This window comes from Micromonospora sp. TSRI0369 (assembly GCF_001905625.1).
GTDB lineage: Bacteria > Actinomycetota > Actinomycetes > Mycobacteriales > Micromonosporaceae > Micromonospora > Micromonospora echinospora_A.
Genome location: NZ_LIVU01000002.1, coordinates 794088 through 809131, shown reverse-complemented (window position 1 = coordinate 809131; position 15044 = coordinate 794088). Strand labels below are relative to the sequence as shown.

Below are 15044 nucleotides of genomic sequence, written 5' to 3'. Positions count from 1 at the left end.
TCAGGCCTCCTTGACACGCGGGTTGCGGGCGGTGCCCGACTCGGCCGACCGGGCCGGCAGCGCCCGGCCCAGACCGCTGACCCGCGGCGACAGGAACGCCCGGGTACGGGCGAACATCGTCATGATCGGGTGGCGGAAGAGGAACACGACGACCAGGTCGAGCACTGTCGCCAGGCCGAGCGCGAAGGCGAAGCCCTTCACCGCGCCGACCGACACGATGTAGAGCACCACTGCCGACATCAGCGTGATCGCGTTCGCCGAGATGATCGTCCGGCGGGCCCGAATCCAGGCGCGCGGCACCGCGCTGCGTGGACTGCGGCCCTCCCGGATCTCGTCCTTCAATCGTTCGAAGTAGATGACGAACGAGTCCGCCGCCACACCGAGCGAGACGATCATGCCGGCGATGCCGGCGAGCGTGAGCGTGAAGCCGATCGAGCGGCCGAGCACCACGAGCGCGCCGAAGACGAGCAGCGCGGAGAGCACCAGGCTCAGGAAGATGACCGAGCCGAGCAGCCGGTAGTAGAAGAACGAGTAGATGATGACCAGCAGCATGCCGATGCCGGCCGCCAGCAGACCCGCCTTGAGGTGGCTGTCGCCGAGCGTCGCGGTGACGTTCTGCTGCTCCTGCGGCTCGAACGTCACCGGCAGCGCGCCGTAGCGGAGCTGGCTGGCGAGCGCGTTCGCGGTCTTGTTGTCGAAGCTGCCGGTGATCTGCGAGTCACCGGTCAGCACGCCCTGGATCTCCGGGGACGAGACGATCGCGTTGTCCAGCACCACGGCGACCCGGCACTTGCCGTCCTGGCCGAGCGCGGTCTGGTCGCAGGCCTGGCCCTCGTTGTTGAACGCCTCGCGGGTCAGCGCGGTCCACTTCTCCTGGCCCTTGCCGGTGAAGTTGAGGCTGACCACCCAGGAGCTGGTCTGGTCGAGCTGGGCGGAGGCGTTCTTGACGTCGGTGCCCAGCACCTTCGCCACGTCGAGCAGGTACTTCGCGCCGGACTCGCAGGCGACCGCCTTCTGCTTCTCGTCCTTGATCGAGGCGGCCGGGCGCTTGTCGAGCTGTGCGCAGGTGATGGTCGGGACGTTGAACTGCATCTCGACCGGCAGGACCGCGATCTCCTGCGGGGTGAGCGTGCCGAACGGCTTGAGCTTGTCGGCGAGCGTCGGGTCCGTGGTGAGGTCGGCCGGGGCCTGCAGGCCCGAGGCCGCGGCCCAGGCGGCCGCGCCGACCTTCTGCTCGACGGCCTTGCGCTGCTGCTCGATGCTCTGCGGCACCGGCTCGGCGCTGGCGCTCGGGGAAGCGGCGCTCGGCGTGGCCGACGGGGTGGCCGGGGCGCTGGCGCTCGGGGTCGGAGCCATGCCGCCCTGCCCGCCGGCGCTCGGCGACCCGCTGACCTTGGGGCTCGTGGTCGCCTGCGGCGACGCGCTGCCCGACGGCGCCGGGCTGGCGGTCCCGGACGGAGCGGCGCTCGGGGTCGGCGCGGGCGCGGCGGCGGCGCCGCTGCCGTCGGTGGCCTTGAGGACCTTGCGGAAGCGCAGCTCGGCGGCGCTGCCGACGTCGGTCAGGTCCCGGTTCTGGCCGGGCAGGGAGATGACGATGTTGCGGTTGCCCTCGGTGACCACCTCGGCCTCGGCCACGCCGTACGCGTTGACCCGGCTCTCGATGATCTGGCGCGCCTCCTCGAGGTTGCCGGCGGTCGGCGGCTTGCCGTCCACGGTGTTTGTGGCCTCGAGCGTCAGCCGGGTGCCGCCGACGAGGTCCAGGCCGAGCCGGGGCTCCAGCCGGTCCTTCCAGCCACCGCTGGCGCCGCCCGAGAAGAACACCAAAAGATAGAGGACGACGAAGATGAGCCCGAGCACGGCGAGCTGCCGCCCGGGCCGCATCTGTCCCTGAGGTGGTGCCACGGCTGTCCTGTCTCCCTGTACGGTCGCGCCGCTTTCGCGGCGGCGACAACTGTCGGGCCGGGGGTGTCCGCCCGACTGCTCCGGCGGGTCGGCACCGGCTGACGGCACGCCGACCGGGGCGCGGCACGGGGGCGCCGCACGGCCTGGCCGGGTGCCGGCGCCGGGCGCCGACCCCAACTATCCACTTGTACCGATGATTCCGCTGCCCCGTCCGGGGCGGCAGTCACTCCTTGACCGGCTCGGCTTCCTCGGTGATCGTCTCGGCGGCCGGCGCCTCGGCGCGCTTGATCACGCGGGCGACGGCCGGGCGGGCGTACCGGGTCTGCACGCCCGGGGCGACCTCCAGCAGGACGGTCTCGTCCTCGACCGCGGTGACAGTGCCGTGCAGGCCGCCGATGGTGACCACCTCGTCGCCCGGGGCCAGGGCGGACTGCATCTGCTCGGCCTCGCGGCGGCGCTTCTGCTGCGGCCGGATCATCATGAAGTACATGACGACGAAGAGCAGAGCGATCATCAGGATCGGCGTCAGACCGCCGGCTCCCCCGCCACTCGCTGCTGCGTAAAGCACGGTGTAGACCTTCCGGTTGGCCTCCGTCCCGGCGCCGGAGGGCGCCGCAGCGGAAGCAGATTCTCACGTCCTGTACAAACCGCGGCGAAGTCTAGTCCCTGCTCCTGAGAAGACCGAATGCGGCACAGATCACGAACGGATCACGGCTGGTCGGTCTGCACCGAGAAGAGATCGGGCCCCGGAGAGGTATCCGCACCAAATGTACCATTCGGCGGGTTGCGACCCAGATGGTGCCAGGCGGCCTCCGTCGCCACCCGCCCGCGCGGCGTACGCGCCAGCAGGCCGGCCCGCACCAGGAACGGCTCGCAGACCTCCTCGACCGTGTCCGGCTGCTCCCCCACCGCGACCGCCAGCGTGGACAGGCCCACCGGGCCGCCCCGGAACGAATCGACGAGCGCGGTGAGCACCGCCCGGTCGAGCCGGTCCAGGCCGAGCGCGTCCACGTCGTAGACGGTCAGCGCCGCCCGCGCGGTCTCCAGCGTGACCACGCCCTCGGCGCGCACCTCGGCGTAGTCGCGCACCCGGCGCAGCAGCCGGTTGGCGATGCGCGGGGTGCCCCGGGACCGGCCGGCGATCTCCGCCGCGCCGTCGGCCGTGATCGGCACACCGAGGATCCGGGCCGAGCGGTGCAGCAGCGTCTCCAGGTCGGCCGGCGCGTAGAAGTCGAGATGCGCGACGAAGCCGAAGCGGTCGCGCATCGGCCCGGTCAGCAGGCCGGAGCGGGTGGTGGCGCCGACGAGCGTGAACGGTTCCACGTCGAGCGGGATGGCTGTCGCGCCCGGCCCCTTGCCCACCACCACGTCGACGCGGAAGTCCTCCATGGCGCTGTAGAGCAGTTCCTCGGCCGGCTTGGCGATCCGGTGGATCTCGTCGATGAACAGCACGTCGCCCTCGGCGAGGCTGGTCAGGATCGCGGCCAGGTCGCCGGAGCGCTCGATGGCCGGGCCACTGGTCACCCGGATCCCCGCTCCCAGCTCGGCGGCGACGATGTTGGCCAGTGTCGTCTTGCCGAGGCCGGGCGGCCCGGACAGCAGGATGTGGTCGGGCGGCGAGCCACGCCGCATCGCGCCCTGCAACAGCAGGTCGAGCTGGTCGCGGACGCGGTGCTGGGCGATGAACTCGTCGAGCCGCTTCGGCCGGACGCTCGCCTCCGCGTCCCGCTCGGCGTCGCTGACGTACGCCGAGACCAGGTTCTCGCCGGTCATCCGCGCGGGCCCGTCATCGGGTCCGGCCCAGGAGGCGGATCGCCTGCTTGAGCAGGACCGGCACCGGCGGCGCCTCACCGTCGACGGTCTCCGCCACCGCGGCCACCGCCTGCTCGGCCTGGGCGGCCGTCCAGCCCAGCCCGACCAGCGCCTGACGTACCTGATCCGGCCAGGCGCCGCCGGTCACCCCGGCCGCGCCGTCGGCGCCCACCGGCACCGGGCCGATCCGGTCGCGCAGCTCCAGCACCAGCCGCTCGGCGCCCTTCTTGCCGATACCCGGCACCCGCGTCAGCGCCGCGGTGTCGGCGTTGGCGACGGCCTTGCGGACCGCGTCCGGCGTGTGCACGGCGAGCACCGCCTGGGCCAGCCGGGGACCGACCCCGCTGGCGGTCTGGAGCAGCTCGAACAGCTGCTTGGCGTCGTCGTCGGCGAAGCCGTAGAGCGTGAGCGAGTCCTCCCGGACCACCAGGCTGGTGGCCAGCCGGGCCGGCTGGCCCACGCGCAGCTCGGCGAGGGTGCCGGGGGCGCACTGCACGGCCAGGCCGATGCCGCCCACCTCCACCACCGCGTGATCCGGGCCGGTGGCGGTCACCGTGCCGCGTACGCTCGCGATCATCGCGTCCCTCCTCGTCGGGCCCGTTGCGCGGCCGCGGCCAGCTTGGACCGGGTGCCGCCGCGCCACACGTGACAGATGGCCAGCGCCAGGGCGTCGGCGGCGTCGGCCGGCTTCGGCGGCTCGGGCAGCCGCAGCAGCCGGGTGACCATCGCGGTCATCTGCGCCTTGTCGGCCTGGCCGGAGCCGGTCACCGCCGCCTTCACCTCGCTCGGCGTGTACGTCGTCACCGGCAGCCCGGCCCGGGCCCCGGCGAGCACCGCGACGCCGCTGGCCTGCGCGGTGCCCATCACGGTGCGGACGTTGTGCTGGCTGAACACGCGCTCCACGGCGACCGCGTCGGGACGGTGCTCGGCGACCAGGTCGGTGAGCGAGCGGTCCAGGTGCAGCAGGCGCAGCGGCAGGTCGTCGGCCGGGTCGGTGTAGACCACGTAGTAGGCCACGAGCGTGCAGGGGCGGCCCGGCACACCCTCGACCACGCCGACCCCGCACCGGGTCAGCCCCGGGTCGACGCCCAGCACCCGCACGCCGCCTCCTCCCCGAGCCGCCAGCAGTACGTGTGTTCGACACACCCTACTGGTGCCCGCCGACGCCGGGTCGGCCGGACACGCCGGGCTCGGGCGGTGACGCGGCGCACCACACACGCAGGCGGTGGAGTATGTGCCGCCGCCCCATGTGCCCGGCGGCACCCGGCTCGTACGTTCATGCGCCATGACGGCAGAACCCGTGGTGGTCCCCCACGTCGTACACGTCGACCTGACCGGCCGCACCGCGCTGGTCACCGGCGGCGGCAGCGGCATCGGACGCGCCTGCGCCCTGCGCCTGGCGGCGGCCGGCGCGACAGTGGTGGTGCTGGACCGCGACACGGCTGCGGCCGAGGCGGTGGCCGCCGAGGCCGGTGGCCGGGCGGTGGGGATCGACCTGGCCGACCCGGCGGCGGTGGACCGGCTCGACGTCGACGCCGACATCGTGGTCAACAACGCCGGCCTCCAGCACGTCTCGCCGGTGCAGGACTTCCCGGTCGAGCGCTTCGAGTACATCCAGCGGGTGATGGTCGAGGCGCCGTTCCTGCTCGTGCGCCGGGCGCTGCCCCGGATGTACGCGAACGGCTGGGGCCGGATCGTCAACATCTCCTCGGTGCACGGGCTGCGCGCCTCGCCGTTCAAGGCCGCGTACGTCTCGGCCAAGCACGCGCTGGAGGGCCTGTCCAAGGTGGTCGCGCTGGAGGGCGCCGCGCACGGCGTCACTGCCAACTGCATCAACCCCGCGTACGTGCGCACCGCGCTGGTGGAGAGCCAGATCGCCGACCAGGCGGCCACGCACGGCATCGGCGAGGACGAGGTGATCGAGAAGATCATGCTGGCCCGGGCGGCGATCAAGCGGCTGATCGAGCCGGAGGAGGTGGCCGAGCTGCTGGCGTACCTGTGCTCCCCGCCCGCCGCGTTCCTCACCGGCGCCTCGATCGCCCTCGACGGGGGCTGGACGGCGAACTAGTGGCGCCCCGCACAATGTCGGTCATGTCGTCGCCGGTCGAGTTCCTGGAGTTGCTGGCGCGCGAGGCAGCCGCGGTCGAGTTCGAGGGCCCGCTCGTCGCCGCGCGCGCCGCCGGGCTGCCCGCCGAGCGGCTGGCCGAGCTGGAGCAGGCGAAGGTGGTGGCGCTGCGGGTGCGGGCGCTGCTGGCCCGCCGGCGCCGCCGGGAGACCGAGCTGTCCGGCCTGTACGACACCGCGAGCGACCTGGCCGGGCTGCGCGACCTGGACGACGTGCTGCGCGCGATCGTGCACCGGGCGCGGATCCTGCTCGGCACCGACGTGGCGTACATGACGCTCAACGACGAGGAGCGCGGCGACACGTACATGCGGGTGACCGACGGCTCGATCTCGGCCCGGTTCCAGCGGCTGCGGCTGGAGCTCGGTGACGGCCTGGGTGGCCTGGTGGCGCAGACGGGCACGCCGTACGTCACCTCGAACTACCAGGAGGACGAGCGGTTCCGGCACACCGGGGAGATCGACGGCGGGGTGGGCGAGGAGGGCCTGGTGGCCATCCTGGGCGTGCCGCTGCGGCTGGGCTCCAGCGTGATCGGCGTGCTGTACGCGGCGAACCGCTCGGCCCGGCCGTTCGCCCGGGAGGAGGTGTCGCTGCTGGTGTCGCTCGCGGCGCACGCGGCGGTGGCGATCGACACCGCGCGGCTGCTCGCCGAGACGCGGGCGGCGCTGGCGGAGCTGTCGGCGGCGAACAGCACGATCCGGGCGCACAGCAGCTCGGTGGAGCGCGCCGCCGCCGCGCACGACCGGATGACCGCGCTGGTGGTGCGCGGCGGCGGGATGGAGGACGTGGCGGCGGCGGTCACCGAGGTGCTCGGCGGGGCGCTGCTGGCGCTGGACGCCGAGGGCCGGCGGCTGGCCCGGGTCGGCGAGATCGAGGAGCCGGACCGGGCGGACATCGTGGAGGCGGTGGCCGCGTCGCGTACCGAGGGACGCAGCGTGCGCCGGGGTCCGCTCTGGTACGCCGCGGTGGTGGCCGGCGCGGAGAACCTGGGCGCGCTGGTGCTGCGCCCGGACGACGAGCTGGTCGACGCCGACCAGCGCATCCTGGAGCGCGCCGCGCTGGTGACCGCTTTGCTGCTGTTGTTCCGCCGCACGGTGGCCGAGGCGGAGGGGCGGGTCCGCGGCGAGCTGCTGGACGACCTGATCGCCCGGCCGCTGCGCGACGCCGACGCGCTGCGGGCGCGGGCCCGCCGCATCGGGGTGGACCTGGACGCGCCGCACGTGCTGGTGGCGGTCGGCGACGACGCGTTCGCCGAGACCGGCTCGGCCCGGCAGCGCGTGCTGTCCTGGGCCACCACGTACGCCTCGACCCGCGGCGGCCTGGCGGCGGCGCGCGACGGGCGGGTGGTGCTGATGCTGCCCGGCCAGGACGCGGGCGGCGCGGCCCGGGCGGTGGCCCGGGACCTGTCGCGGCTGACCGGCCGGCCGGTGACCGCCGGGGCGAGCGGCCCGTCGACCGGGCCGGCGTCGCTGGCCGTCACATTCGCCGAGGCGGAGCGCTGCCTGTCCGCGCTCGGCGCGCTGGGCCGGGCCGGGCAGGGGGCGAGCACCGCCGAGCTGGGCTTCGTCGGGCTGCTGCTGGGCGCGGTCGGCGACGCCGGGGACCGGGACGTGTCCCGGTTCCTCACCGCGACAGTGGGTCCGGTGGTGGACTACGACGCGCGGCGGGGCACCGCGCTGGTGAAGACGCTGGAGGCGTACTTCGGGGTGGGCGGCAGCCTGGCCCGGGCCGCCGAGCAGCTGCACGTGCACGTGAACACTGTCACCCAGCGGCTGGAACGGGTCGGGCAACTGCTCGGCGCGGACTGGCAGCGGCCGGAGCGGGCGCTGGAGGTGCAGCTCGCGTTGCGCCTGCACCGCCTGCGCACGCCCGCCCGCTGAGCGGGCCGGGCACGGCGACCCGGGGTCAGCGGACGCGCAGGCCGTCCAGGACGGTGTCCACGATCCGCTCGGGCAGCATCCGCTCGTCCCCGGCGTGCCACTGCAGCATCCGCTGGGTGAGCATCGGCGCGGTGAGCAGCGCCATGGTCACCTCGACGTCGATGTCGGCGCGGAGTTCGCCGCGGTCGATCGCGCGGCGAAGCACCTCGCGCAACGCCTCTCGGCGGGGCTCGACGATCGCCTCGTACGCCTGCCGGTGGGCCGAGCTGCGGTTCACCTCGGGCACCAGGCACGGCATGATCTTGCGGGCCCGGGGGTCGGCGTGCTGGCCGACGGCGCCGACGAGCAGCACCAGGTCGTCGCGGACGGAGCGTCCGGCGCAGTGCGGCGCGGGCCCCTTGAGCGTGCGCAGCGCGTCCAGCAGCAGCGCGTCCTTGCCCGGCCAGCGGCGGTAGATGGTGGCCTTGCCGACTCCGGCGCGGGTCGCGATCGCCTCGATGGTCAGCGCCTCGATGCTGTTGCCCTCGGCCAGCAGGTCGAGGGTGGCGTCGACGATCGCCTCGTCCGCGCGGGTGCTCCGCGGTCGCCCGGGCGACCGCGGAGCATCCGCCGTGGAAGTCATGTCAGACATTGTCCACGAACCTATGCGGCCCCGGCCAGCTCCCGGTCCGTGGCGGGCGTCGCGCCGGGGGCGGCGGCCGGCCGGCCCGGCATCCACCGCAGCACGATGACGAGGCCGAGCGCGGCCACCACCGCGGAGACGCCGGCGGCCCAGTGCATGGCCGAGACGAACGAGTCGTTCGCCGCGTCGATGAGCCGCGGCGCGGCCGGGCCGAGCCGGTCGGCGACGGCGTACGCCCCGGAGACCGACTCGCGGGCCGCGTCGCGTACCGGGGCGGGCAGCGCGGCCACCGCCGGGGCGACCTGGTCGCGGTAGACGGCGGAGAGCACCGAGCCGAGCACCGCCACGCCGAGCGCGCCGGCCACCTGCCGCACGGTGTTGCTGACGGCCGACCCGACGCCGGCCTTCTCCCGGGGCAGCGACGACATGATGGACTCGGTGGCCGGGGGCATGATGTTGGCCATCCCGGCGCCCTGGAGGAACCCGAGCGCCGAGAAGATCCAGATCGGGGTGTCCGCGTCGATGAAGACGAACGCGCCGAGCGCGGTGGCGGTGAGCAGCAGTCCGACCGCCGCCACCGACCGGCCGCCGTAGCGGCGGACCATCGCCGCGCTGCGCGGGGCGAAGATCAGCTGGGCCACCGCGAACGGCAGGAACAGCAGGCCGCTCTCCAGCGGGCTGTAGCCGCGCACGAGCTGCAGGTAGAAGGCGCCGAAGAACATCACGCCCATGGCGGCGAAGAAGACCAGCCCGACCAGGGCCACCGGGGCGGCGAAGCGGGGCACCCGGAACAGCCGTACGTCCAGCGACGGGTGGTCGCTGCGCAGCTCGTGGACGATGAACCAGCCGAGCACCGCGAGGCCGCCCAGCACGGCGACCCACACCTGCGGCCGGTCGAAGCCGTGCTCGCCGCCGTCGATGATGCCGTAGGTGAGCGCGACCAGGCCGACCACGGACAGCAGCACGCCGGGCACGTCGACCCGGCCGGGCTTCGGGTCGCGGGACTCCGGCACCAGGGCCGCGACCAGCACCACGCCGAGCGCCACCACCGGCACGTTGATCAGGAAGACCGAGCCCCACCAGAAGTGCTCCAGCAGCGCGCCGCCGAGCACCGGGCCGATCGCCACGCCGAGGCCGACCGCGCCGGCCCAGACGCCGATCGCCTTGGCCCGCTCGCGCGGGTCGAAGACGTTGGAGATGATCGAGAGCGTCACCGGCATGATGGCCGCGCCGCCGACGCCCATGAGCGCGCGGGCCGCGATGAGCTGGGCCGGGTCCTGCGCGTACGCCGACAGCAGCGAGGCCAGCCCGAACAGCGCCAGCCCGAGGATCAGGAAGCGGCGGCGGCCGAGCCGGTCACCGAGCACGCCGAAGGTGAACAGCAGCCCGGCGAAGACGAGCGTGTAGGAGTTGATCGCCCATTCCAGCTCGCCCTGGGTGGCGCCGAGGCCGTGCACCGGGTCGGCGAGGGTGCGCAGCGCGACGTTGAGGATGGTGTTGTCGAGGACGACCACGAGGAGGCTGATCACCAGCACCCCGAGGATCGCCCACCTCCTCGGGTGTCCGGTGTTCTCGTGCGGTTCCACTGCGGTTCTCCCCCCGCTTCACCCGAGTCGAAATACGATACGGGTCAGACTCGTAACGCAGCCGAGCGTAGGTGAACCGATTTCGATACGGAACGGTTTCGTATCGGATGTGAGCCAGGTCACGGCCGGACTCGCGGGCCCGCGACCGCGCCCCGCGTCAGGCCGGCGGACCGGTCGCCAGCGCCACCCGCAGCAGCGCGTCGCGCACCGGCAGCAGCCGCCGCACCCCGGAGAGCCGCCCCGCCCAGCGCGCGCCCGCCGCGATCCGCTGCGTGGGCCGCCGCCGGCGCCTGTCGTACGCCAGCAGCGCGGCGTGCAGGTCGCCGGCCTCGCGTACGCAGTCGGCGAGCGCGACCGCGTCGATGAGCGCCTGACAGGCGCCCTGCCCCAGGTCCGGCGTCATGGCGTGCGCGGCGTCGCCGAGCAACGCGGTCCGGCCGGCCACGTAGGAGGGCAGCGGCGTCAGGTCCCGGATCTCGTGCCGCAGGACCCCCTCCGGAGTGAGCGCGTCCAGCACCTGCGGCACCGGCCGGTGCCAGTCGCCGAAGAGGCGGCGCAACTCGGCGCGGTCGTCAGGGGGCGCCGGATGCCCCTCGGGCAGCCGCACCGCGGCGTACCAGTTGGTGCGGCCCGGCCCGGCCGGCGTGAGCCCGAACTTGCGCCCCCGCCCCCAGGTCTCACCGCCCTCGCCCGGATCGAGGTCGAGGTCGACAACGCCGCGCCAGGCCACCGCGCCCGCGTAGCGCAGCGGGTAGCGCCCGCCGTGCATCGCGGCGCGCACCACGCTGTTGATCCCGTCCGCTCCGACCACCAGGTCGTACGCGTCGAGCAGCGGCCCCGGGTCGGTCACCGGCTCGCCGAGGCGCAGCGCCGCTGCGGGCAGCGCACCGGCCAGGGCGGCGAGCAGCACCGGCCGGGTGACCAGGTGGACGGGCTCGCCGTGCCGGCGTTCCAGCCGGTCGACGTCGATGGTGGCGATCCGGCTGCCGTCCGGGCGCCGGATCGATCCGCCGGACTGGCGGCGGCCCCGGCGGCGCACCTCGTCGCCGACGCCGAGCGCGTCCAGGGCGCGCATCGCGCCGGGCCAGATGCCGAGCCCGGTGCCGCTGTCCGGCAACGCGGCGGACCGTTCCAGGACTGTCACCTGCCAGCCGGCCGCCCGCAGGCCGATGCCCGCCGCGAGCCCGCCGATCCCGCCCCCGACCACGACCGCTCGTCCGCCCATTCCGCCACCGTACTACAGATGTAGTCGGCTGCACTACGGCTGTAGTCTGGCCGGGTGACCGATCGCCGGCAACTCCTGCTCGACGCCGCCATCCGGGTGCTCGGCACCGGCGGGCCGCGGCATCTCACCCACCGGGCCGTGGACGCCGAGGCGGGCCTGCCCGAGGGCTCCGCGTCCAACCGGTTCCGCACCCGGGAGGCGTTGGTCACGGGCGTGTTCGACCGGCTGGTCGAGGTGGAGGCGCTGGCCTGGCAGCGGCTCGCCGTGGACCTGCCACCCGGCGACGTCGCCGCGTTCGCGCAGGTGCTCGGCGAGCTGATCCGGGAGTTCACCGATCAGCGGCGGGTGGTCACGCTGGCCCGGTACGCGCTGTTCGTCGAGGCGGCCGTGCGGCCCGACCTGCGCCCGGCGATCGAGGCCGGGCGGGCGCGGCTGGCCGAACGGGGAGAGCCGCTGCTCGCCGCGCTCGGCTCGACCGATCCGCCGGCCCACTTCCGGATGCTGCTGGCGCTGATCGAAGGGCTGCTGAGCAACCAGCTCGCCTGCCCGGAGGACAACTTCGACCCGGAGTCCGCGGTCGCCGTGCTGCTGCGCGGCTTCCGCGCCGCCTGAACGCGCCGGGCGTCAGGCAGGGCTCACGCCGCGCAGGCAGGCCAGCGTGGCCTCGCCGAGCGTGGTGAGGCGCTGCGGCACGGCCGAGGTGGGCGGGAACGGCTCGATCCACCCCGGGCCTGCGGCGAGCACCCGTACCCCCGGCAGGTCGCGACGCAGGCGGACCAGGCGGTACGCGCGGCCGGTCACCGGGGTCTGCGACCAGACCACCACCACCCGCGGCCGGACCCGCTCCGCCGCGCTGGCCAGCGCGGACCAGGGCAGGGCCGGGCCGAGGTACAGGGCGCCGCGCCCGCGCTCGCGCAGCGCCGCGGCGAGCGCGTGCAGCCCGAGGCAGTGCGTCTCGTGCTCCGCGCCGGCCAGCAGTACGCCCTGGGCGGGCAACGGCCGGGTCGGCTCTCGGCCGAACACGTCCAGCCCGACCCGCAGCCCCTCGGAGAGGGCGTGCTCCATCGCGATCTCGGCGGCGCCGTCGCCGCGCAGCGCACCCAGCAGCGGCAGGCAGACCTGTTCCCAGACGGGCACCACCCCGGCCTCGGCGGCCAGGTCGAGCAGCAGCCCGGCGACCTGGTTGTCGTCCAGGTCCTCGGCGGCTGCGGTCAGCCGTTTGCGGGCCGTCTCGGCGGCCCCGGCCGGCATGTTCTCGGTCAGCAACGGACGTACCCCCGGGTAGCTCTCCTACCCAGGGTTCGCTCGCACCTGCCGATCCGGATGCGCGGACGGCGGATCCGGTCGCCGCAGGGTCAGTCCGGGAAGGTCACCACCCAGCGGGCGCCCTCGCCACGGGCCAGCCGGGAAAGCGCCGCGGGCGCCTCCGACAGCGGCACCGTGCCGCTCACCAGCGGCCCGAGGTCCAGGTCACCGGCGGCGAGCGCGGCGGCCAGCTCCGGCACCTCCCGGTCCGGGTCGGTCGAGCCGTACACCGAGGAGCGCAACGTGCGGGCGGAGTGGAAGATGTCCAGCGCGGAGAGGCTGAGCATGTCGTCGCGGGCGCCCATGCCGACCACTGTGACCGCTCCCCCGCGCCGCGTCGCCCGCCAGGCGGCGCGGATGGTGGCGGAGCGGCCGACGCACTCGAACGCGTGGTCCACCCCGCGCCCGTCGGTGCGCGCCCGGATCTGCTTGCCGAGCGTGTCGTCGGAGCGCAGGAAGTCGGTGGCCCCGGCCGCGAGCGCCAGGTCCCGCTTGGCCTCCACCACGTCGACGGCGAGGATCGGCGACGCGCCGGCCCGCCGCGCGGCGGTCAGCACGGCCAGGCCGACCCCGCCGAGCCCGATCACCGCTACCGACTCGCCGGGCGCGACCCGCGCGGTGTTGCGGACCGCGCCGACGCCGGTGAGCACCGCGCAGCCCAGCACCGCGGCCTGCTCCGGCGGCAGTCCGGCGGGCACCGGTACGGCGGCGCGCTGCGGCACCACCACCTCCTCGGCGAGCGCGCCGAGCCCGAGCGTGACCTCCAGCGGCTCACCGGCGGCCGTCTCGCCCCGGGGCGTGGACGGGTTGGGATTGGCCGCGCAGAGCCACGGCTCACCGTGCCGGCAGTGCCAGCAGTCCCGGCAGGCCGGCGCCCAGTTGAGCACCACTGGCGTGCCGACCGCGATCGTCGTGCCCGGCCCGGCCTCGGCCACCACGCCGGTCGCCTCGTGGCCCAGCACCAGCGGGTACGCGGGCGCCAGCGTGCCGTCCACCATGGCCAGGTCGGAGTGGCAGATGCCGGCGGCACGGATGCGTACCCGCAGCTCGCCCGGGCCGGGCGCGGGCAGGCGTACGTCCTCGACCGCCGGTGTCTCGCCCCGGCCGCGTACCACGAGCGCCCTCACCGCTGGATCGCCTTCAGCTCGGTGAACTCCTCCACGCCGTACGCGCCCAGTTCCCGGCCGAGGCCGGACTGCTTGTAGCCGCCGAACGGGGCGAGCGGGTTGAACGCGCCGCCGTTGATGTCCACCTGGCCGGTACGCATCCGCCGGGCCACCGCCAGCGCCGCGTCGGAGTCGGCGGACCAGACCGCGCCGGCGAGGCCGTACCGGGAGTTGTTGGCGATGGCGACCGCCTCGTCGGTGTCGGCGAACGGGATGACCGCGAGCACCGGCCCGAACACCTCCTCCTGGGCGAGCGCGCTGTCCGGGTGCACGTCGGCGAAAACGGTGGGCGCCACGAAGTGGCCCTGCGGCGGCAGCGGCGCGTCCGGGCCGCCGGCGACGAGCCGGGCGCCGTCGGCGAGCGCCCGGTCGACGTGGTCGCGTACCCGCTGGGCCTGCGCGGCGGAGGCGAGCGGGCCCAGCCGGGTGGCCGGGTCGAAGGGGTCGCCGAGCCGGTAGCCGGCCACCGCCGCCGCGACCAGGTCCAGGGCCTCGTCGTAGCGGTCGCGGTGCACGAGCATCCGGGTCCAGGCGGTGCAGGTCTGCCCGGAGTTGAGCAACGCGTTGCCGACGCCGACCTTGACCGCTGTGGGCAGGTCGGCATCGGCCAGGACGACGTTCGCGGACTTGCCGCCGAGTTCCAGCGACACCCGGGCGATCCGCTCGGCGGCCAGGTGGGCGATGCGCCGGCCGGTGGCGGTGGAGCCGGTGAACGAGACCAGGTCGACGTCGGGGTGCGCGGCGAGCGCCTCGCCGACCACCGGGCCGGTGCCGGGCACCAGGTTCACCACGCCGGGCGGCAGGTCGGCGTCGGTGATCGCGTCGAAGAGCAGGTACGCGGTCAGCGGCGTCAGCTCGCTGGGCTTGAGCACGACTGTGCACCCGGCGGCGAGCGCGGGCGCGACCTTCGCGACCACCTGGTGCAGCGGGTAGTTCCACGGGGTGATCGCCCCGACCACGCCGACCGGCTCCCGGACCACGAGCGAGTTGCCGACCGTCTGCTCGGCCGCCGGGCGGGCGGCCAGCTCGACCATGCTCCGCAGCACGGTGAGCGGCAGCCCGGCCTGGACGCGGGTGGCGAGCTTGAGCGAGGTGCCCAGCTCGGTCGCGACGGTGCGGGCGATCTCGTCGGCGCGGGCGGCGAGCGCGGTGTGCAGCCGGTCCAGGTGCGCGGCCCGCTGCTCGGGGGCGGTGGCGGCCCAGCCGGGGAACGCGGCGCGGGCGGCGGCGACCGCGCGGTCCACGTCGGCCGGCGTACCGGCCGGCACCTCGCCGATGATGCTCGCGGTGGCCGGGTTCTCCACCGGGATGGTGTCGTCCGACGACGGGTCGGCCCAGTCACCGGCGATGTGCAGGTGGCGGCGCGTCAGCAGGGCGGGCGGGGCGGCGGCGAGATCCATGGCGTCCTTCGGGGGCGGCGGAAA

14 protein-coding genes are annotated in these 15044 nt (G+C 74.8%); 3 read left to right on the top strand and 11 right to left on the bottom strand.

The genetic code is table 11. The annotated features are described in order from the left end of the window. From secD to ruvC, 5 genes are all read right to left on the bottom strand, one after another. Window positions 1–1902: a protein translocase subunit SecD gene (secD, locus tag AMK25_RS08970; RefSeq protein WP_198937474.1), complete on the bottom strand. Its 1902-nt coding sequence runs from the start codon at window positions 1900–1902 to the stop codon at window positions 1–3. Between the two features lie 223 nt (window positions 1903–2125). Next, window positions 2126–2470 carry a preprotein translocase subunit YajC gene (gene yajC / locus AMK25_RS08965; protein WP_073827651.1) on the bottom strand — a complete coding sequence of 115 codons (345 nt, stop codon included), beginning with the start codon at window positions 2468–2470 and terminating at the stop codon, window positions 2126–2128. Between the two features lie 140 nt (window positions 2471–2610). After that, window positions 2611–3675 (bottom strand): Holliday junction branch migration DNA helicase RuvB, encoded by a 1065-nt coding sequence (gene ruvB, locus AMK25_RS08960; protein WP_073827650.1) that lies wholly within the window; start codon window positions 3673–3675, stop codon window positions 2611–2613. Between the two features lie 13 nt (window positions 3676–3688). Then, window positions 3689–4291, bottom strand: a complete 603-nt coding sequence (gene ruvA, locus AMK25_RS08955; RefSeq protein ID WP_073827649.1) for a Holliday junction branch migration protein RuvA — start codon at window positions 4289–4291, stop codon at window positions 3689–3691. After that, window positions 4288–4815, bottom strand: coding sequence for a crossover junction endodeoxyribonuclease RuvC (gene ruvC, locus AMK25_RS08950; RefSeq protein WP_073827648.1), 528 nt, complete (start codon window positions 4813–4815; stop codon window positions 4288–4290). Before ruvC ends, ruvA begins: the two co-directional genes overlap by 4 nt. A gap of 184 nt (window positions 4816–4999) precedes the next feature. Between ruvC and AMK25_RS08945 the strand changes: the two genes are divergently transcribed. Beyond that, the gene (locus AMK25_RS08945) at window positions 5000–5782 is read left to right on the top strand and encodes a 3-hydroxybutyrate dehydrogenase (RefSeq protein ID WP_073827647.1); all 783 of its coding nucleotides are present in this window, start codon (window positions 5000–5002) and stop codon (window positions 5780–5782) included. A 14-nt stretch (window positions 5783–5796) separates the two neighbouring features. Beyond that, entirely contained in the window at window positions 5797–7716 is a 1920-nt protein-coding gene (locus AMK25_RS08940; RefSeq protein WP_073827646.1) for a helix-turn-helix domain-containing protein, read from the top strand. A 25-nt stretch (window positions 7717–7741) separates the two neighbouring features. Here AMK25_RS08940 and AMK25_RS08935 read toward each other — a convergent pair whose 3' ends face one another. The 3 genes from AMK25_RS08935 to AMK25_RS08925 all read right to left on the bottom strand — a co-directional run bounded on the left by AMK25_RS08935 (window position 7742) and on the right by AMK25_RS08925 (window position 11149). Beyond that, entirely contained in the window at window positions 7742–8347 is a 606-nt protein-coding gene (locus AMK25_RS08935) for a TetR/AcrR family transcriptional regulator (protein ID WP_073827645.1), read from the bottom strand. 11 nt (window positions 8348–8358) lie between these two features. Further along, window positions 8359–9924 carry an MFS transporter gene (locus AMK25_RS08930; RefSeq protein ID WP_073827644.1) on the bottom strand — a complete coding sequence of 522 codons (1566 nt, stop codon included), beginning with the start codon at window positions 9922–9924 and terminating at the stop codon, window positions 8359–8361. Between the two features lie 157 nt (window positions 9925–10081). Continuing rightward, entirely contained in the window at window positions 10082–11149 is a 1068-nt protein-coding gene (locus AMK25_RS08925; protein ID WP_073827643.1) for an FAD-dependent monooxygenase, read from the bottom strand. A 54-nt stretch (window positions 11150–11203) separates the two neighbouring features. Between AMK25_RS08925 and AMK25_RS08920 the strand changes: the two genes are divergently transcribed. Next, window positions 11204–11761, top strand: coding sequence for a TetR/AcrR family transcriptional regulator (locus AMK25_RS08920; RefSeq protein WP_073827642.1), 558 nt, complete (start codon window positions 11204–11206; stop codon window positions 11759–11761). 12 nt (window positions 11762–11773) lie between these two features. Here the strand turns inward: AMK25_RS08920 and AMK25_RS08915 are convergent, their stop codons facing one another. The 3 genes from AMK25_RS08915 to AMK25_RS08905 form a co-directional block, all read right to left on the bottom strand. Next, the gene (locus AMK25_RS08915) at window positions 11774–12415 is read right to left on the bottom strand and encodes a transcriptional regulator (RefSeq protein ID WP_241826287.1); all 642 of its coding nucleotides are present in this window, start codon (window positions 12413–12415) and stop codon (window positions 11774–11776) included. Between the two features lie 89 nt (window positions 12416–12504). Continuing rightward, window positions 12505–13581, bottom strand: coding sequence for an alcohol dehydrogenase catalytic domain-containing protein (locus AMK25_RS08910; RefSeq protein WP_241826286.1), 1077 nt, complete (start codon window positions 13579–13581; stop codon window positions 12505–12507). Further along, window positions 13578–15020, bottom strand: coding sequence for an aldehyde dehydrogenase family protein (locus tag AMK25_RS08905; RefSeq protein ID WP_073827641.1), 1443 nt, complete (start codon window positions 15018–15020; stop codon window positions 13578–13580). Before AMK25_RS08905 ends, AMK25_RS08910 begins: the two co-directional genes overlap by 4 nt. Window positions 15021–15044 lie beyond the last annotated feature (24 nt).